We start from the raw sequence: 15004 nt of genomic DNA, 5'->3' as shown, positions 1-15004 counted from the left end.
AGAAAGCGAGCCTCTTGTGAGGCTCGCCTTTATTATTATCTACTCTTCAACATCTAAGGTTATAGTCGTGTCGGTCGTCGCTCCATCATCATCCGTTATGCTGAATTTAAAAGATAAACTGGCAGGCTCCGCTGGAGTCATAAAATAAGCAGTCAGTTTGTCCGCATCAATCAACTCAACGGATGGACCCGATACTTGTTCCCATTTCTGGCTCACAATAGTTCCATCTTGATCTCTTGAAGCCCCACCGCTCAAGGTCGAAATTGTATTAGTCTTAACACCGCCTACAGCCCCATATGCAACCACCATAAACGGTGGAATATTTCCTTCAACGATTACTGTAAATACACCCGTAGCAGTCTGGCCATTGTTATCTTCAACCTCCAGCTCAAACTCCAGAGTAAATTCACTCCCCGGATTTTGTGGCGCTATAAAACTCGCGCTACCATCGGCATGGATTGTCAATTCCACATCCCTATCGGAGAGTGAACGCCAACGATAATCTACAATATGCGCACCTGGAGCGTCCCAAAAAATATCAGGAGCCAGTATGATATTTTCACCGGGCCCCACTTCTTGAGTCGTACTTATTACTCTGGGAGAAACTAACGCAACCTCTATACTGACAGTAGACTGAAGTGTCACCCCTCTATTATCAGTGACACTCAATTTGAATGACAATACGGCTGGCTCTGCTGGCGCTTTAAAATTAGTAATTAAAGTATTAGCATCCATCAATTCAACGGGGGGACCTGATACTTGCTCCCACTGTTTACTCACAATAAATCCATCTGAATCACCTGAATGGGAACCATCTAAAGTAATATTTGTATTCGGTAAAGCCAATGGTTGAAAACTTATCCCAATAAACGGGGGAATATTCCGCTTAACAATTACAGTAAATACCCCCGTGGCTGTCAGGCCATCGTTATCCTCAACCTCAAGCTCAAATTCCAGTGTGACTTCTGTACCCTCAGGAATTTGGGGTGCTAAAAAGCTTGCGCTACCATCGGCGAGGGCTGTTAATTCGATATCCATATCGGAGAGTGAACGCCAGCGATAATCTACAATATGGCCGTCATTATCCCCAACCCAACCTTGAAGCAAGACTTCCTCGCCTGGGTCTACTATTAGAAAAGCACTTCCGACCACAGGAGCTGTTAACACTTTAACAAAAAAATACCTTTTCTGTTTAACCTTTGCGCCGCCGTTATCTTCAATCTCAATCGTAAATACTAGTGCTGAGTAGGAAACTCCTGGCTCTGCAACTATTTTGGGAACAATAAATGTTACCGAGCCATCATCAAGCTCTTTCAGTTCAATACGCGGGCCACTAGAAACCTGCTGCCATTGATAGCTAACGATGGTTCCATCAGGATCATAAGACTGACCTGCAGATAATGTAACCTCTTGGCCGGCAGTAAATGCTGACATTATCAGATCGACTATCAAAACAGGATCTAAGTTAACCCCAACACTAATCGTTACTTTGCTAGTATTCTTTAGACCCTTATCATCCTCAACTTCCAGCTCGAAAATTAACTCTTGCACCACTCCAGTAATTTCGGAAGGCGCGGTAAAGCTAGCAAAGCCATCACTAGAGTCATTTAAGATGACGGAGGTCCCGGAAATCTGTGTCCAGCGGTAGGCCTCGATACTGCCATCGGAATCAGAAGACAGAGTACCATCGAGCAATACCGCCGTATTACCTTCAACCGTTTGATTTTCACCGGCAACCGCTGTGGGCGGCTGATTGATATGCCCAGAACCACCCTTTAGTACAACCAATCCCTGGGAAGGATTTACGATAACGATATCTGCAATACCATCCCCGTTCACATCACCACTAGCCATACTCTGAGGGTTGGTATACATCGCACCTGGAATGGCGATCTGTTCACTCAGAGCCAAAGCACCATCATCTTGCTGCTGATAAATACTTAAGAATTCGCCACCAACCGGCAAGACAACTAAATCAGCAAAACCATCATTATCAATATCTTTTATTAAAAGTTCCCCAGGAATGCCGCCATAGTTATGAATGTCAGCCTGCTGCAATAAGCCATCTTCTCCCTGGTAATATACCGCGACTCCAGGGTTAAGACGCCCCTCACCAACGAGTGATACGGAAATATCGTTGCGCCCATCATTATTAAGGTCACCAATGGCGATCCCTTTTATTTGAATATCATCAGCATTTCCATCTAATTCAATACTGGTAATTTCATTCAACCTCAAAGAATCATCCGGCGATAGAACAACCAGGCTATTTTCGGGAGCCCCGTTAGCAATTAGAGAAATATCCGTTATACCATCTCCATCAACATCACCCAATGCCATTTGCCCTAGACTTTCAATAGCTAGATCGCTAGCGGTACTTACATAGGTAGGTGACCCCCCTACTTTATGGGTTATTACAGCACCATTCTCTTCCCAACTAACCCCGAGAATTCCTTTATTACTATTATTGCTAAGGTCGGCAATTGCGACTCGCTCAGAATAGGAGTTTTCCAAAGATTCCGCATATACTAAACCGTCAACGGGATCTTGCAGATATATCTCAGTTACGCCACTGTCAAGTCCAACAATAACATCTATCAAACTATTATTATCAAGATCACCCACTGCAATAGATTGAGGCAGACTTGTCTCTCCACCTGTAAGTGGATAATCAATAGAACCCGCCAGACCACCAAATTCGTCCTGTAGAAATACCTTTAATTTAAAGTCATTTTCAGGATCAAAGTTGCTCGATGTAGTTAGTACAACATCATCAAGTCCATCATTATTAAAATCGGCAATAGCGACCGCTTCTGCCTTTGATCCCGAGGAATAAATTTCTACCGGCTGAAACTGAACCTCTCCACTTGCAGTGTTTGTAAATAGAAAAGCAGCCGAGGAAAGTCCCAAATATTTTGCGAGTAATCTAAGCTTCACAACATCTCCTTGTAAAATCGCTTTTAAAAGCAAACATAAATTAACACGAATATTACTTAAAGATGTGACATAAAATGAGAGGAAAGAGGAAAGAGGAAAGAGGAAAGAGGAAAGAGGAAAGAGGAAAGAGGAAAGAGGAAAGAATATTAAGCACAGAATTGAACACTGGTACCAAATATCGAGTGAACTTTTTCTTTAGCAGTAAAAATACGATTGAAAACGCTTTAAAAGCGATACTTAGAGAAACAAATAGACAGGAAATAAAAAAGCGGCTTATCGCCGCTTTTTTATTTTAATGGTTAAGCGCTCTCAGAGCGGCCCCCTGCGGGGCGGCGACGGGGCGCCCGCTGGGGAGCGGTGCCAGAAGGGCTATTCCCGCGCCCGCTCTCGCTGCTCTTGCTGCGAGCCCCGGAGCTTCCGCGACTGTCTCCACCGTTACGCGAGCCGCTCTTGCTCCGGCTCTCACCATTGCCACGACTATTCCCACGATTGCCGGAACGGTTACCCTCGCCATTGCGCCCACCACGACTGTCGCCGTTACCGCGCGCTCCTTCGCTGCGCTTTTGACCATTAGCGCGCGGTTTTTGTCCGCCGCCGCGCTTTGGATTACCCGATTCAGGCAACTGATGATCTGGCTCAAAACCCTCAATTTCTTCGCGGAGAATCGGCTTACCAATTAAGCGCTCGATATCGCGCAACTGCTTGATTTCATCTGCGCTAACCAGAGAAACTGCCTGTCCGCTCGCACCTGCCCGGCCTGTACGGCCAATGCGATGCACATAATCTTCGGGCACATTAGGCAGATCAAAATTAACCACCTGGGGCAGTTGGTCGATATCAATTCCACGGGCAGCGATGTCAGTGGCAACCAGAATTTGTACCTTGCCCGCTTTAAAGTCGGCCAGGGCACGGGTGCGTGCATTCTGACTCTTGTTGCCGTGAATTGCTTCCGCGCGAATATTATCGCCCTCAAGCTGCTTCACCAGGCGATTGGCACCGTGTTTGGTACGGCTAAATACCAGGGCTTGGTGCCAGTCGTTTCCGCGAATCAGGCGACTCAGCAGTTTGGTTTTACGGGCCTTATCCACAGGGTGTAACTTCTGGCGCACCGTTTCCGTGGTTGTATTGCGTGGGCTGATATCAATTTCCAGCGGATTCTTCACCAGCCCTTTTGCCAGCTGGCGTATTTCCGGGGAGAAAGTGGCCGAAAACAACAGGTTCTGACGCTTAGCCGGCAAAACTCTCAACACTTTCTTGATATCGTGGATGAAGCCCATATCGAGCATGCGATCGGCCTCATCCAGTACCAGGGCCTCAAGCCGATCAAAACGGATGGCTCCCTGATTGTATAGATCCAACAAGCGCCCCGGTGTCGCCACCAGGATATCCGCACCACCGCGTAGTCGGACCATCTGCGGGTTGATCTTCACTCCACCAAACACAACAGAGTGGCGCAAGGGCAGATATTTGCTGTAACTCTGCACATTATCGAATACCTGCGCAGCAAGTTCTCTGGTTGGGGTTAGCACCAGGGCACGAACCCGGCCCCTACTCGCACGCTCCCCGGAACTCAGAAGATGTAGCAGCGGCAGAGTAAAACCAGCCGTTTTACCGGTACCCGTCTGGGCCGCAGCCATAATATCATTGCCCTGCATCACAGCTGGGATGGCCTGGGCCTGAATGGGCGTAGGCGCGCTATACCCCTGCTCAGAAACCGCACGGGCAATCTCCTGGGCGAGGCCCAGATCTTCAAACAACATAAATAACCTCAAACTGCGCTCCAGGCGCAATCAAACACATTCGCACCACAGAGGTGCAAATAGAAAAATCGGAGTTGGCATCCAGAGCAGAAAATGCTCGATACACACAGCCGTCTATTCACCGGTTAATCGGCGCGCGGCATTCAGTAGAAGGTTCCGGGAAGAATTTAAGAAAAGTTCACGGGAGGATACCGGTGGATTACCGGTCTACAAATGACGCAGCTGAGAAAATTCAGCCGGAACACTATACCACATACAAACTGACTGTATAGTTCCAAACTCTCTCTTTCCAAGAGTGTGAGATGTGTTAGGGATCTGGGCGATTCGACCGTAACATAGTTCCACGTTCGCAACGCGAGCGTCTATCTTTGTGATATCCAACCCCCGTTGCGAACCACAAATGATTCAGCCAAGTGCTGTCGGGATATTCACAACCATGTCACACAACAGTAGTGTCGGTAACGAACATAAAATTGAGCAGGTAACACTCGACAATGGCCGCAGGGTCTCGATACGCCCTGTATGTCGCAGTGATGGCCAGCTGGAAAAGGCGTTGATTGAAGACCTGTCGCCACAGACCCGCCGTGATCGATTTATTGGCGGCAGCAGTAAAGCCAGTCAAAAATTGATTGAGTTGCTCACCGATAACGACCATCAGATACATGAAGCCTTTATTGCCCTTTGCAACAGTGATCATGCACAAACAGCCGTGGCCACTGCGCACTATGCCCTGGACGCCGATGGAAGAGCCTGTGAATGTGCAGTTGTTGTCAGTGATGATTGGCAGGGATTGGGGCTCGGTCGGCTAATGCTACAGCGCCTCATTGACTGTGCCAGGGAGCAGGGCTTAGAGCGGATTTACTCCATTGAGTCCGCAGATAACAAACGCGTACAAATTTTTGCCCGCTCTATGGGTTTTATCTGTAAGGCGGACCCTAAAGATTACACCCTGTTAACCTATACCCTCAATTTGCAGGCTAACTCGCAGGCCAACGGCTTTGATACAGCCTCCAGGGAGGCCGGAATTAACCTAAATTAAATATTCCCCCCTATTATTCTTGGCGGTTAGCGAATTTTATTTGTCTGCCGCCAACCTCTGAAAACTAAAAAACTCTCGTTAGAGCCCGGCATCCCTCTTAGCCTCGCCTACACCGCTCACCTTTGACTATCTGGTCATCCAGTTCCTCGTTCTATTTGACTAGTGTCCTAGTCGGTAAGACGCAACACTTGAGTTAAAACCTTTACACTGCCCTATAGCAATCAAAAAGAAAGGTAGACCTTGCTTACCTATATTTGCTAGAACTCACCCATTATCTCTCGTTGAGTCGGTTTAGGGCTATAACATGTAATCGCCACCACCGGCACATCTGTGATTCATGGCCCTGTTAATTTTTGAATTCACACATAAGCTAACTGATCACTTAAACTCCATAAAAATGAAACGAATAAAACTATTTTTGACCATATCATCTTGCATACTTATTTCATCTTGCGCATTCAACATTTCAGAATATATTGCAAGCTCAAAAAGCCTCTCTTACAACCACATAATTTCCAACGAACAGATTAAATCATGGGGATTTAATAAAAATAACTACTGTGACAAACAAAGAAATCTCTGCATCAGTTATTTTCATGCTGCCCCTTTGAAAGGGGGGAGGCTAAAATACTCTATAGAAACTGGTTCAGGTAACCAAACCAGCCAAGTTGATTTTTCTATAGACAAAGAAAAATTAAAAAACAGTTATTCTGGCACCATCGTCCTTTTACATGGATTCCGAATCTCAAAAGAGTTCATGCTTAACTCAGCATTATACTTTCGCCTCCTTGGGTTTCAGGTAGTGATTCCAGATCTTCTCGGCCATGGTGAATCCGAAGGCCATAAGGAATATGGTGTTGGTGATAGCGAAATGATCAACAGACTAATGGACGACCTTATTCATAAAGACATAATAGAAAGCAAACCTATTTACCTTCTTGGAAATTCTATGGGAAGTCTTACCGCAGCGAGAATCACTCAATCGCGGCAAGACATCAGTGGCCTGATATTACAGGCCCCCATGTTGAAGTTTGATCAGGCTGTTTATAATTATGCCAAAGAAAATTTTCCACTACTGAGTAAAGCGCTCTCTGAGGAAGAAATAAGAAAGGGAGCATTAATTGCCCTCGAAGGAGTCAATATAGGCTTACTGGAAACACAAATTGAACCCTTGCTCACCAAATCCTCTGTACCCGTGCTTTTATTTGCCTCTAATACTGACTCAATATCACCCTACGATCACTTCCGAACGCTGAACCAGGATCATATCGAGGTTGTGCTCTTGAAAGACAGGAATCATCCAAGCATGGCGGTTATCGGGGAAATTGAACATAGCGCATTACAGGATTGGCTGATCCAAGGTAGGTAGTTTCACTTTTTGATACCAATAGGACTGCTGGCTTACTTTAAAAGGCGAAACCCTAGAGTTCCGCCTTTTAAAGTGAAAATAATGAATTATCCTGTTAAAAGCATTGCATCTCAGTTAAAAAAACCATCACAAGCCAAGGGACCACTAAATTCCAGAAGACCCTGGGGCACCTGGATAGATTCAACCAAAATTCCTTTTTTATACAGAGAGAAATCAATGTTGGCCTGCATAGACTTCATATACCTTTGCTCGCCCCCAAAGATAATGACTGAAGGGAACAACAATGGATAAAAGCTATTAATATTGGCTTGCGCCTCCATGATCAACTTGTACTTTATTTTGTTTAGCTCAACTTTGATACGACCAGTGCAAGCATCCAGCTCCCTCTTTACCGAAAGATTATTAAATGCCGGATGAAATATTAAGTCATACTCATCTGAAATATACCTACCAGCCCACATCTCAAAATCAGATTCCCCCAGTTTTGCCCCGGTGAACATATAGTAAAGTTCATCTGACAAGCCCATGGAGTAGATCATGCCAGCACTGGATTCCTTGTCATACCATCCCTTATCCAATTGGGCATAACCCAGTCCTATTAACGACTGGCCAGCATCGCTAAAGTTGTATTCAACAGGGGTTCCGACTGTGTAGAGAAACCATCTTCCGCCAACTCCCGGAAGCTCTGGAATAATGCCAAACGGTGTCTGCCCAGGATTTAAACCATGCCAATAATGATGATGCTCCCCGTTCCAACGCATAGAGAAATTAAAATCTGAGTGATTTACTCTTATCCCCTCCTCATTTGCCATAACCACACCGGGCACTTCGTAATAAAAACCCTCGGAACCATCTGGATTAGATAAAATAACTTCATCTCTAAAAATATCATATTTTACCTCAACACCGTTTCTTGGCGAAAACGCCAAGTGGATATAAGCCTTGGGTTCCGGCGCAATAAAATCTGGGGCAATATACGTTTGGAGGCTTACTTTGAAGTAACCAACATCCGGCACGGCAATGTTATAAAACCATTGTTCTGCCCAAGTCTTATCTGACGTAGGAGTGTGAGACCTTAGATCCTCCAAAGTGGTTGCTGATAAAAATGCGCTTAAGGAACCCAAAACAAACAGAATAAATACTTGTATTATTTTATTATGAAACACCGTCCACCCTCTCTCTTAAAGTAAATGAATAGAAAACCTCACAAAAATCACTTCGAACCTATAGAGATAGCATACTAACAGTATGAATATGGCCGAAGTTTGAAACCAGAGAATCTATTGTTCAGGTTGAGAAGGTGCGCACAAAAATCCAATATTGCTAAAAAAGATGAGAAGCCCACAAAAAAAGATATTTATCGATATTCACCACCCCATAATACGCTTTAGAATCAAAGCCGATCTTTTTCCTATCAAGAAGCGGCGCAAAACACCTCTTTTTTCAATCAGGCAACGCCTAAACTGTGTGGCACTTCTCCATCTGTTACTGGTAAGGCAAATAATATGAATAAATCCACCCCTTCACGCCTTCCTCTATTCATTGACGGCGACTGGCTGCAATCCAATACCGAGGAGTGGCTGGATGTAACAAACCCCGCCACAGGGGAGGTTTTAACCCAGGCGCCCTATACCACTGAGGCCGAGCAACTCCAGGCGATTTCCTCCGCAAAGCAGGCGTTCATTACCTGGCGGGATACCCCAGTCCCTACTAGAGCGCGCATTATGCTCAAATACCAGGCTCTTCTGAAGGAGCACCAAGAGACCCTGGCTGAAATTCTCGCAGAGGAAACCGGTAAAACGTTTGAGGACGCCAAAGGGGATATTTGGCGCGGCATTGAGGTAGTTGAACATGCCGCCAATATTGCGACCTTGTTAATGGGTGAAACCGTTGAAAATGTTGCCAGCGCTATAGATTGCTATTCCTATGTTCAGCCCATCGGCGTCTGCGCCGGTATTACGCCATTTAACTTTCCCGCAATGATTCCATTGTGGATGTTTCCGCTAGCCATTGCCTGTGGCAATACCTTTATCCTTAAACCTTCTGAACAGGATCCCATTACACCGTGCAAACTGGCTGAACTGTTTGAGCAGGCAGGAGCCCCCAAAGGTGTGCTACAAGTTATCCATGGAGGCCGCGAGCAGGTAGATTTCTTACTTAAGGACCCAGATATTCGAGCCATTTCTTTTGTTGGCTCAGTGCCAGTGGGCCGCCATATTTATCAAACAGGCACCCAATATTTAAAAAGAGTCCAGGCCTTTGCCGGGGCAAAAAACCATATGGTGGTCATGCCGGATGCCAATAAAGGGGCCGCTATTAACAACATCATCGGCTCTTCTGTAGGTGCTGCCGGTCAACGATGTATGGCTATCTCAGTGGCGGTATTAGTGGGTGAGGCGCAAAGTTGGATTCCCGAAATACGGGACGCGATGGCAAAGATAACACCCGGGCATTGGAAGAGTCCGCAATCCGACTATGGCCCCTTGATTTCTCCCGCAGCAAAGGAGCGAGTACTGGGTTATATCGAGACAGGTAAAAAAGAGGGGGCAAACTGCCTGCTGGATGGTTCACAAGTTTCAGTGGAGGGGTATCCCCATGGTAACTGGGTTGGCCCGACATTGTTTGCCAATGTCACTACCGAAATGTCAATTTATACCGATGAGATTTTTGGTCCCGTATTGTGTCTGGTGAGTGTAGATCACCTCGATGAAGCTATAAAACTGGTGAATAACTGCCCCTATGGCAATGGAACGTCCATATTCACGGCCAGCGGAGCGGCCGCACGTAAATATCAGCATGAAATTCTTGTGGGGCAGGTAGGCATCAATGTGCCTATCCCGGTTCCACTGCCCTTCTTTAGTTTTACTGGCTGGCGCAGTTCATTTTATGGAGACCTTCACGCTTATGGTAAGCAGGCCGTACGTTTCTATACTGAGACAAAAACTATCACCGCTCGCTGGTTCGATTCAGATATTGAACACGCCGAACAGGCTAATATGACCATACAACTTAAGTAACTCCATATACCAACACAGTTTTATTTTTTGGGTAACGTCATGAATAAAATCGCCGCCTTCCTTGGTCTGGGGCATATGGGCGCCCCTATGGCCTACAACTTAACCAAAGCCGGGTTCCTTGTGAAAGGCTTCGACCCTGTAGAGGCCTTACTCCAGGCATCTGTAGAGCAGGGAGTGGAAAAATGTTCATCGGCAAAAGAAGCGGTGAAGGGAGCAGATTTTGTTATTAGTATGTTGCCCAGCAGTACTGCGGTGGAGTGCCTTTATATTGATAAAGATCGTCTGCTGGAAGACATCGAAAAGCAATCCTTAATTATCGATTGCTCCACAATTGCCGCAAGCAGCTCAAAACGCCTGCTTAGCGCCGCCCGAGATAAAGGCCTTCATGCAATAGAAGCCCCGGTCTCTGGCGGAGTGAAAGGGGCTGCCGCCGCTACGCTCAGCTTTATGTGCGGCGGTGAGCACGAGGATGTAAAGCGGGCCAAAACAGTATTACAACATATGGGGGCCAATGTTTTTTTTGCTGGCCCTGCTGGAGCTGGGCAAACGGCAAAGATCTGCAACAATATGTTGCTGGCTATTCATATGATAGGTACTGCCGAGGCACTCCAACTGGGTGTTGATAACGGCCTGGACCCCAAAGTGCTGACCGAAATCATGTCGAAAAGCTCTGGCGCTAACTGGTCTCTACAGACTTATAACCCCTACCCCGGTGTTATGGATAGTGTGCCCTCGAGCAATCAATATCGCGGGGGGTTTAAAGTGGGGTTGATGTGTAAAGACCTAGGGCTCGCCCAGCAAGCCGCCGACAATAGCAAAAGCTATACACCGCTCGGCTCACTGGCTAGAAATCTATATGGCTTACACAGTTTGAAGGGCAATGAAGGGCTGGATTTCTCCAGCATCCAGACAATTTTCAGGAAAGAGGCTGATAAATAGGAAAGCTTATTCAGTCTCTTTCCCAATCAAACCTATCTATCCTGACCCGTAGCGGCTATCTGAACTTCGCGGATATTCACATGCTGGGGCTGACTGTACATAAACAACGCCGTACGAGCGATGTCCTCTGCATTGATGGCACCACCAATGGAGGCCTTCCACTCTTCGTAAGCTTTGATAATCTCTTCAGAGGTGGTGTGGCTTAGCAGCTCAGTCTCCACAGCACCTGGGCAGAGGGCCATAATACGTACTCCGCTTGCGGCGACCTCTTCCCGCACGGTTTCGCTGATCGCCGACACGGCGTATTTGGTCCCACAATAGGCCGCGTGATTGATAAAAGTTTTCACCCCGGCAATAGAGCTGATATTGAGGATAGTGCCACAACCGCGAGATTTCATATCAGCCAAAACAGCCTGCATACTGTTCATCAAGGCAAGCACATTCACATCGAACATCTCCCGCCACTCTTCGGTATTCTGGGTCTCAATACTCCCCAGTAACATCTTACCGGCATTATTCACTAGGCAATCCACAGGCCCATACAGCGCTTCCGCCTCCTGAATTGCCTTAGTTAAAGCTGCGGTATCAGTAACATCGACCTGTCGGCATAGGGTATTCGGTAACTTCATCGCCTCTAACTTTTCCTGACGACGGGCCAATAGCAACAACGGATGCCCGGCATCCGACATATGCTGGGCTATTGCCGCTCCAATTCCAGAGCTGGCGCCTGTTATTACAACTAGCGGCTTAGACATACGAACTCTCTCTTCTGAAATCAATGATCTTGAGTTACTGGGGTAACCCTTCTGTATCAGCAGTATAGAATTTAGAATTAGAATGACTAACCTAACTAATATGAAAACATTGTTTGGATTTTATGAACAGTATCTCTTGGCGGGCCATACGCGCTTTTATCGCCGTAGCCGAGCAGGGCAGCTTTACCGCTGCAGCGGACCATACAGGCTTCTCCAAGGCCACGCTCAGCCAGCAAGTCTCCGAATTGGAATCCGCCCTGGATGTTCAACTGTTACACCGCACTACCCGCAAACTGCGACTAACTGAGGTCGGTGAAGGCTATTACCAGCGCTGCAAGCAAGCGATGCAGCAACTGGATAGTGCAACAGAGTGGGCAACACATTCCAAGGAGAAGGTAAAAGGGAAGATACGCATCAACGCGGTGGGTGGAGTAATCGGTGAGGAGATCATTGCCCCCGTAGTCATTAAGTTCCAGAAGGCACATCCCGATGTGCAAATAGAGCTGGATTTCTCCAGTGTGCATGTCGATCTCATTGAGGATCGCTATGACTTAGTCATACGGATGGGTGAGCTGCCAGATTCCACCCTCAAAGTACGCAAGCTGCACAGTATCAAAACCCGCTATGTTGCGAGCCCGAATTTTATCAAGGTGCGGGGCCCAATTTTAAAGCCTATGGATCTTTCTGGGGTGCCCCTAATTTACGGCAGTGTTGGTCAATGGGTGCTGACTCGCGGTAAGACCAAACATAAGGTCGAAGTCGAGCAGGGTATCAAACTGGTCAGCGGCCGGGCGATGCGCCTTGCAGCGCTGGCGGGACTTGGAATAACCCGCCTGGCGGACATCTACGTTCAGGCGGATATCCAACAGGGTAAATTACAGGAGATATTACCTGGATGGTCAGAGTCCACCCAGCTCTCCATGGTTTGCCCGCCCTTACGCCACCAGTTAGCCCGCGTACGCAGTTTGATGCAATGGTTAAAGGACCACTTCGCCACAGAATATGGGCAGTTGCTGAAAAGAGGGCCCGTAGAAAATAGCTAAAAAGTTACAGGTACCAATCTTTATACAATGATATTTTAAAGCGTTCAGCAGCTTCATCCACCCTTTCTCACTCTTTTATCAAACCCTCTCTGGGGTTTTCTGCGCCGTTACTTTGCTTGGGCTCGTCTTCAGCTTGTCTATCCATATTAATAAAGGGATAAATACAAAAAATAATTGCCAGAAGTACCCAAAAAGCCGTTGCCTGTGCCATAGACACCGTCAAATAAAGCTAAAATACCTTTTCTCCCTGTAGCGCAGCATAAATATAAACTGCTGTACCGCCCAACCCTACCAGTACGGGGCTCATATAGGGAATAAAATTGATCCAGCACCCCTTTAAATCCTTGGCCATACGTTCACACCAACCAACTATAAAAGCCAAAGAAAAATTGGCAAGAATAATTCCTAATAAAACTTCCAGTAATCCAATATTCCTGCCCAAGTAAAACCCAAACAGCTAAAGGCCAGCATATTTAGGGTAATATCGAACTATAAAACACAGCAAAAATAGAACATCCTATAAATTATTTTTAATAAACTTTATTATTATTGATCACGCTATCAGTTGCTTCTAGCATCACCTAAAGAAGAAAATCATAGAGTTGAATACAGGTGATAATAGATTACCTAGGGCATCCTTGGTAAAGATTCCTGTGCCCGCTCAATGGCTTCCAGATCCTCTTCTGTCAGGGCTTTATAACCCCGTAAATAGGGCCAACCATAACCCCAGCGAAAAGGGGTTGGCAAGAATGGCGTCCCGCCAACTCTAACTCCAACCAGCATCAGTAACGCTACTTCGCTCTCTCCAGTTTTGGCAACACAGACTTCTAGGTTACGATCGGCCTCTTGCCGCTGCGCATAGCTTCCCCCCTTCCAGTAGGCATAATCATGGACGCGGCAACAATCCAGCCATAAATCACTCTGATTGGGTGTACCGTCAGGAAAGATACTGCATCCATCAGAATAAAAATCCTCTATCTCTACAGCGAACAGGGACTTCACATAGAATAAAAACAATAACGGCAAATACTTCATGGATATTATTTTAGGCCTATTCTCTTTTTCAATATACTCATAACCGGAAAAACAACCAAACAAGTGTCTATAACCTACCAGGAAAATATTGCAAATCCAGCTACCGATTACTTTACCCGCTTACCTTTAATATTCAGGCAGCCAGCACGGTTGCATGTAACCTCATATATAACAGTGACAAGGACAACCAAATAGATAGAAGATAAAGTATCTTAAATCAAGGTAAAGACACAAACCAACAATGATACATCCAACAAAAAACAAAAATTCCTGCGTTCAACTTTGAAGTGCAACATCCCAACGGAAGACCTACTTCAGAGTTGAATGCAGGACACAAATAAACGGCAGGAAATATTTAAAGATATCATGCGGAATCACAATCACTAGGAGTCCAAAACAACTCTAGCTGAATAACTCTTTGTACATCCGGCACGGCAAAGCACTTAACCGTGATACTGACAAAAAAATCAAAAAAACCACACCACCAACGTTGCCAAACGGCATCCGCATTTCATTATTTTTTTTAAAAACAGAAAGTAAATATTTTAAATGGCCACATGTACTGAGGCATCCATGCGCAAAGTACATGTCTTCGTTAAAACTGAAAGGAGAACATAAATTGTGTTTTACCGGCCTATAGATTTGTGCATTGTAGGAAAACATTATAAAAAAACCTTTCACACTTACCTGAAACTGATGCTTTCTATCAGAAGTTTAGAACTTTTTTTCTAGGAAAAGATTATAAAATTTTCCTCGTAACTAATATTGAGCTTATTACTGCTTAACAACTGGCACGGATCAAGTGAATACTCTAAAAACTTATCGTGTAACTTCCTTTAAATTTTGTCGCATAAAGATAATTATCAATTCTATGACTCAAAAAACAAGTAATAAATGAGTCATAGATACCAATTCTATGACTCATCACTAGTCAACCTGGGCGTTGACGGCGTCGATCTGGGAGATCAGGGCAATATTAAACTCAGACAGTTGTACTTCGCTAAGGCCCTCTACTGCGGTCAGGTAAACCTGGACTTCCGTGGCTCCGGATTCAGTCGCGGTAGTGGTGACATTGAGGTTAACCATTTCCTGTCCGGGCAGCTTTTTCAC

The 15004-nt window shown here is 45.8% G+C and carries 13 protein-coding genes; 6 read left to right on the top strand and 7 right to left on the bottom strand.

The window, feature by feature from the left end:
• Positions 1-39: 39 nt before the first annotated feature.
• A complete protein-coding gene (locus tag Q1A69_RS16325; RefSeq protein ID WP_299587696.1) occupies positions 40-2937 on the bottom strand; it encodes an FG-GAP-like repeat-containing protein in 2898 nt (965 codons plus the stop codon).
• 74 nt (positions 2938-3011) lie between these two features.
• Here Q1A69_RS16325 and Q1A69_RS16320 point away from each other — a divergent pair, with 74 nt between their 5' ends.
• Complete coding sequence (locus Q1A69_RS16320) at positions 3012-3233, top strand: hypothetical protein (RefSeq protein ID WP_299587693.1); 222 nt, start codon at positions 3012-3014, stop codon at positions 3231-3233.
• Positions 3234-3236: 3 nt separating this feature from the next.
• Here Q1A69_RS16320 and Q1A69_RS16315 read toward each other — a convergent pair whose 3' ends face one another.
• Positions 3237-4697 carry a DEAD/DEAH box helicase gene (locus Q1A69_RS16315; RefSeq protein WP_299587690.1) on the bottom strand — a complete coding sequence of 487 codons (1461 nt, stop codon included), beginning with the start codon at positions 4695-4697 and terminating at the stop codon, positions 3237-3239.
• 436 nt (positions 4698-5133) lie between these two features.
• On the opposite strand from Q1A69_RS16315, the gene Q1A69_RS16310 reads away from it, so the two are divergent.
• Together Q1A69_RS16310 and Q1A69_RS16305 are read left to right on the top strand one after the other, a co-directional pair.
• Positions 5134-5736: a GNAT family N-acetyltransferase gene (locus Q1A69_RS16310; RefSeq protein ID WP_299587687.1), complete on the top strand. Its 603-nt coding sequence runs from the start codon at positions 5134-5136 to the stop codon at positions 5734-5736.
• A gap of 337 nt (positions 5737-6073) precedes the next feature.
• Positions 6074-7105: an alpha/beta fold hydrolase gene (locus Q1A69_RS16305; RefSeq protein ID WP_299587684.1), complete on the top strand. Its 1032-nt coding sequence runs from the start codon at positions 6074-6076 to the stop codon at positions 7103-7105.
• Between the two features lie 110 nt (positions 7106-7215).
• Here the strand turns inward: Q1A69_RS16305 and Q1A69_RS16300 are convergent, their stop codons facing one another.
• Positions 7216-8271, bottom strand: coding sequence for a hypothetical protein (locus Q1A69_RS16300; RefSeq protein WP_299587681.1), 1056 nt, complete (start codon positions 8269-8271; stop codon positions 7216-7218).
• A gap of 339 nt (positions 8272-8610) precedes the next feature.
• Between Q1A69_RS16300 and Q1A69_RS16295 the strand changes: the two genes are divergently transcribed.
• Positions 8611-10122 carry a CoA-acylating methylmalonate-semialdehyde dehydrogenase gene (locus tag Q1A69_RS16295; RefSeq protein WP_299587677.1) on the top strand — a complete coding sequence of 504 codons (1512 nt, stop codon included), beginning with the start codon at positions 8611-8613 and terminating at the stop codon, positions 10120-10122.
• Positions 10123-10161: 39 nt separating this feature from the next.
• Positions 10162-11061 carry a 3-hydroxyisobutyrate dehydrogenase gene (mmsB, locus tag Q1A69_RS16290; RefSeq protein WP_299587674.1) on the top strand — a complete coding sequence of 300 codons (900 nt, stop codon included), beginning with the start codon at positions 10162-10164 and terminating at the stop codon, positions 11059-11061.
• A 32-nt stretch (positions 11062-11093) separates the two neighbouring features.
• Here mmsB and Q1A69_RS16285 read toward each other — a convergent pair whose 3' ends face one another.
• Positions 11094-11816: an SDR family oxidoreductase gene (locus tag Q1A69_RS16285; protein WP_299587671.1), complete on the bottom strand. Its 723-nt coding sequence runs from the start codon at positions 11814-11816 to the stop codon at positions 11094-11096.
• Between the two features lie 122 nt (positions 11817-11938).
• Here Q1A69_RS16285 and Q1A69_RS16280 point away from each other — a divergent pair, with 122 nt between their 5' ends.
• Positions 11939-12859: a LysR family transcriptional regulator gene (locus Q1A69_RS16280; protein WP_299587667.1), complete on the top strand. Its 921-nt coding sequence runs from the start codon at positions 11939-11941 to the stop codon at positions 12857-12859.
• A 229-nt stretch (positions 12860-13088) separates the two neighbouring features.
• Here Q1A69_RS16280 and Q1A69_RS16275 read toward each other — a convergent pair whose 3' ends face one another.
• From Q1A69_RS16275 to Q1A69_RS16265, 3 genes are all read right to left on the bottom strand, one after another.
• Complete coding sequence (locus Q1A69_RS16275; RefSeq protein WP_299587665.1) at positions 13089-13301, bottom strand: hypothetical protein; 213 nt, start codon at positions 13299-13301, stop codon at positions 13089-13091.
• A gap of 185 nt (positions 13302-13486) precedes the next feature.
• Entirely contained in the window at positions 13487-13894 is a 408-nt protein-coding gene (locus tag Q1A69_RS16270) for an FAD-binding oxidoreductase (RefSeq protein WP_299587662.1), read from the bottom strand.
• A gap of 927 nt (positions 13895-14821) precedes the next feature.
• Positions 14822-15004 (bottom strand): hypothetical protein (locus Q1A69_RS16265; protein ID WP_299587659.1); only part of this gene is annotated, 183 nt, incomplete at its 5' end.

The sequence above is a fragment of the uncultured Microbulbifer sp. genome (genome assembly GCF_947498635.1).
Lineage (GTDB): Bacteria > Pseudomonadota > Gammaproteobacteria > Pseudomonadales > Cellvibrionaceae > Microbulbifer > Microbulbifer echini.
Note: the sequence above shows the minus strand (reverse complement) of the source record. Positions and strands in the feature narration are given on the sequence as shown.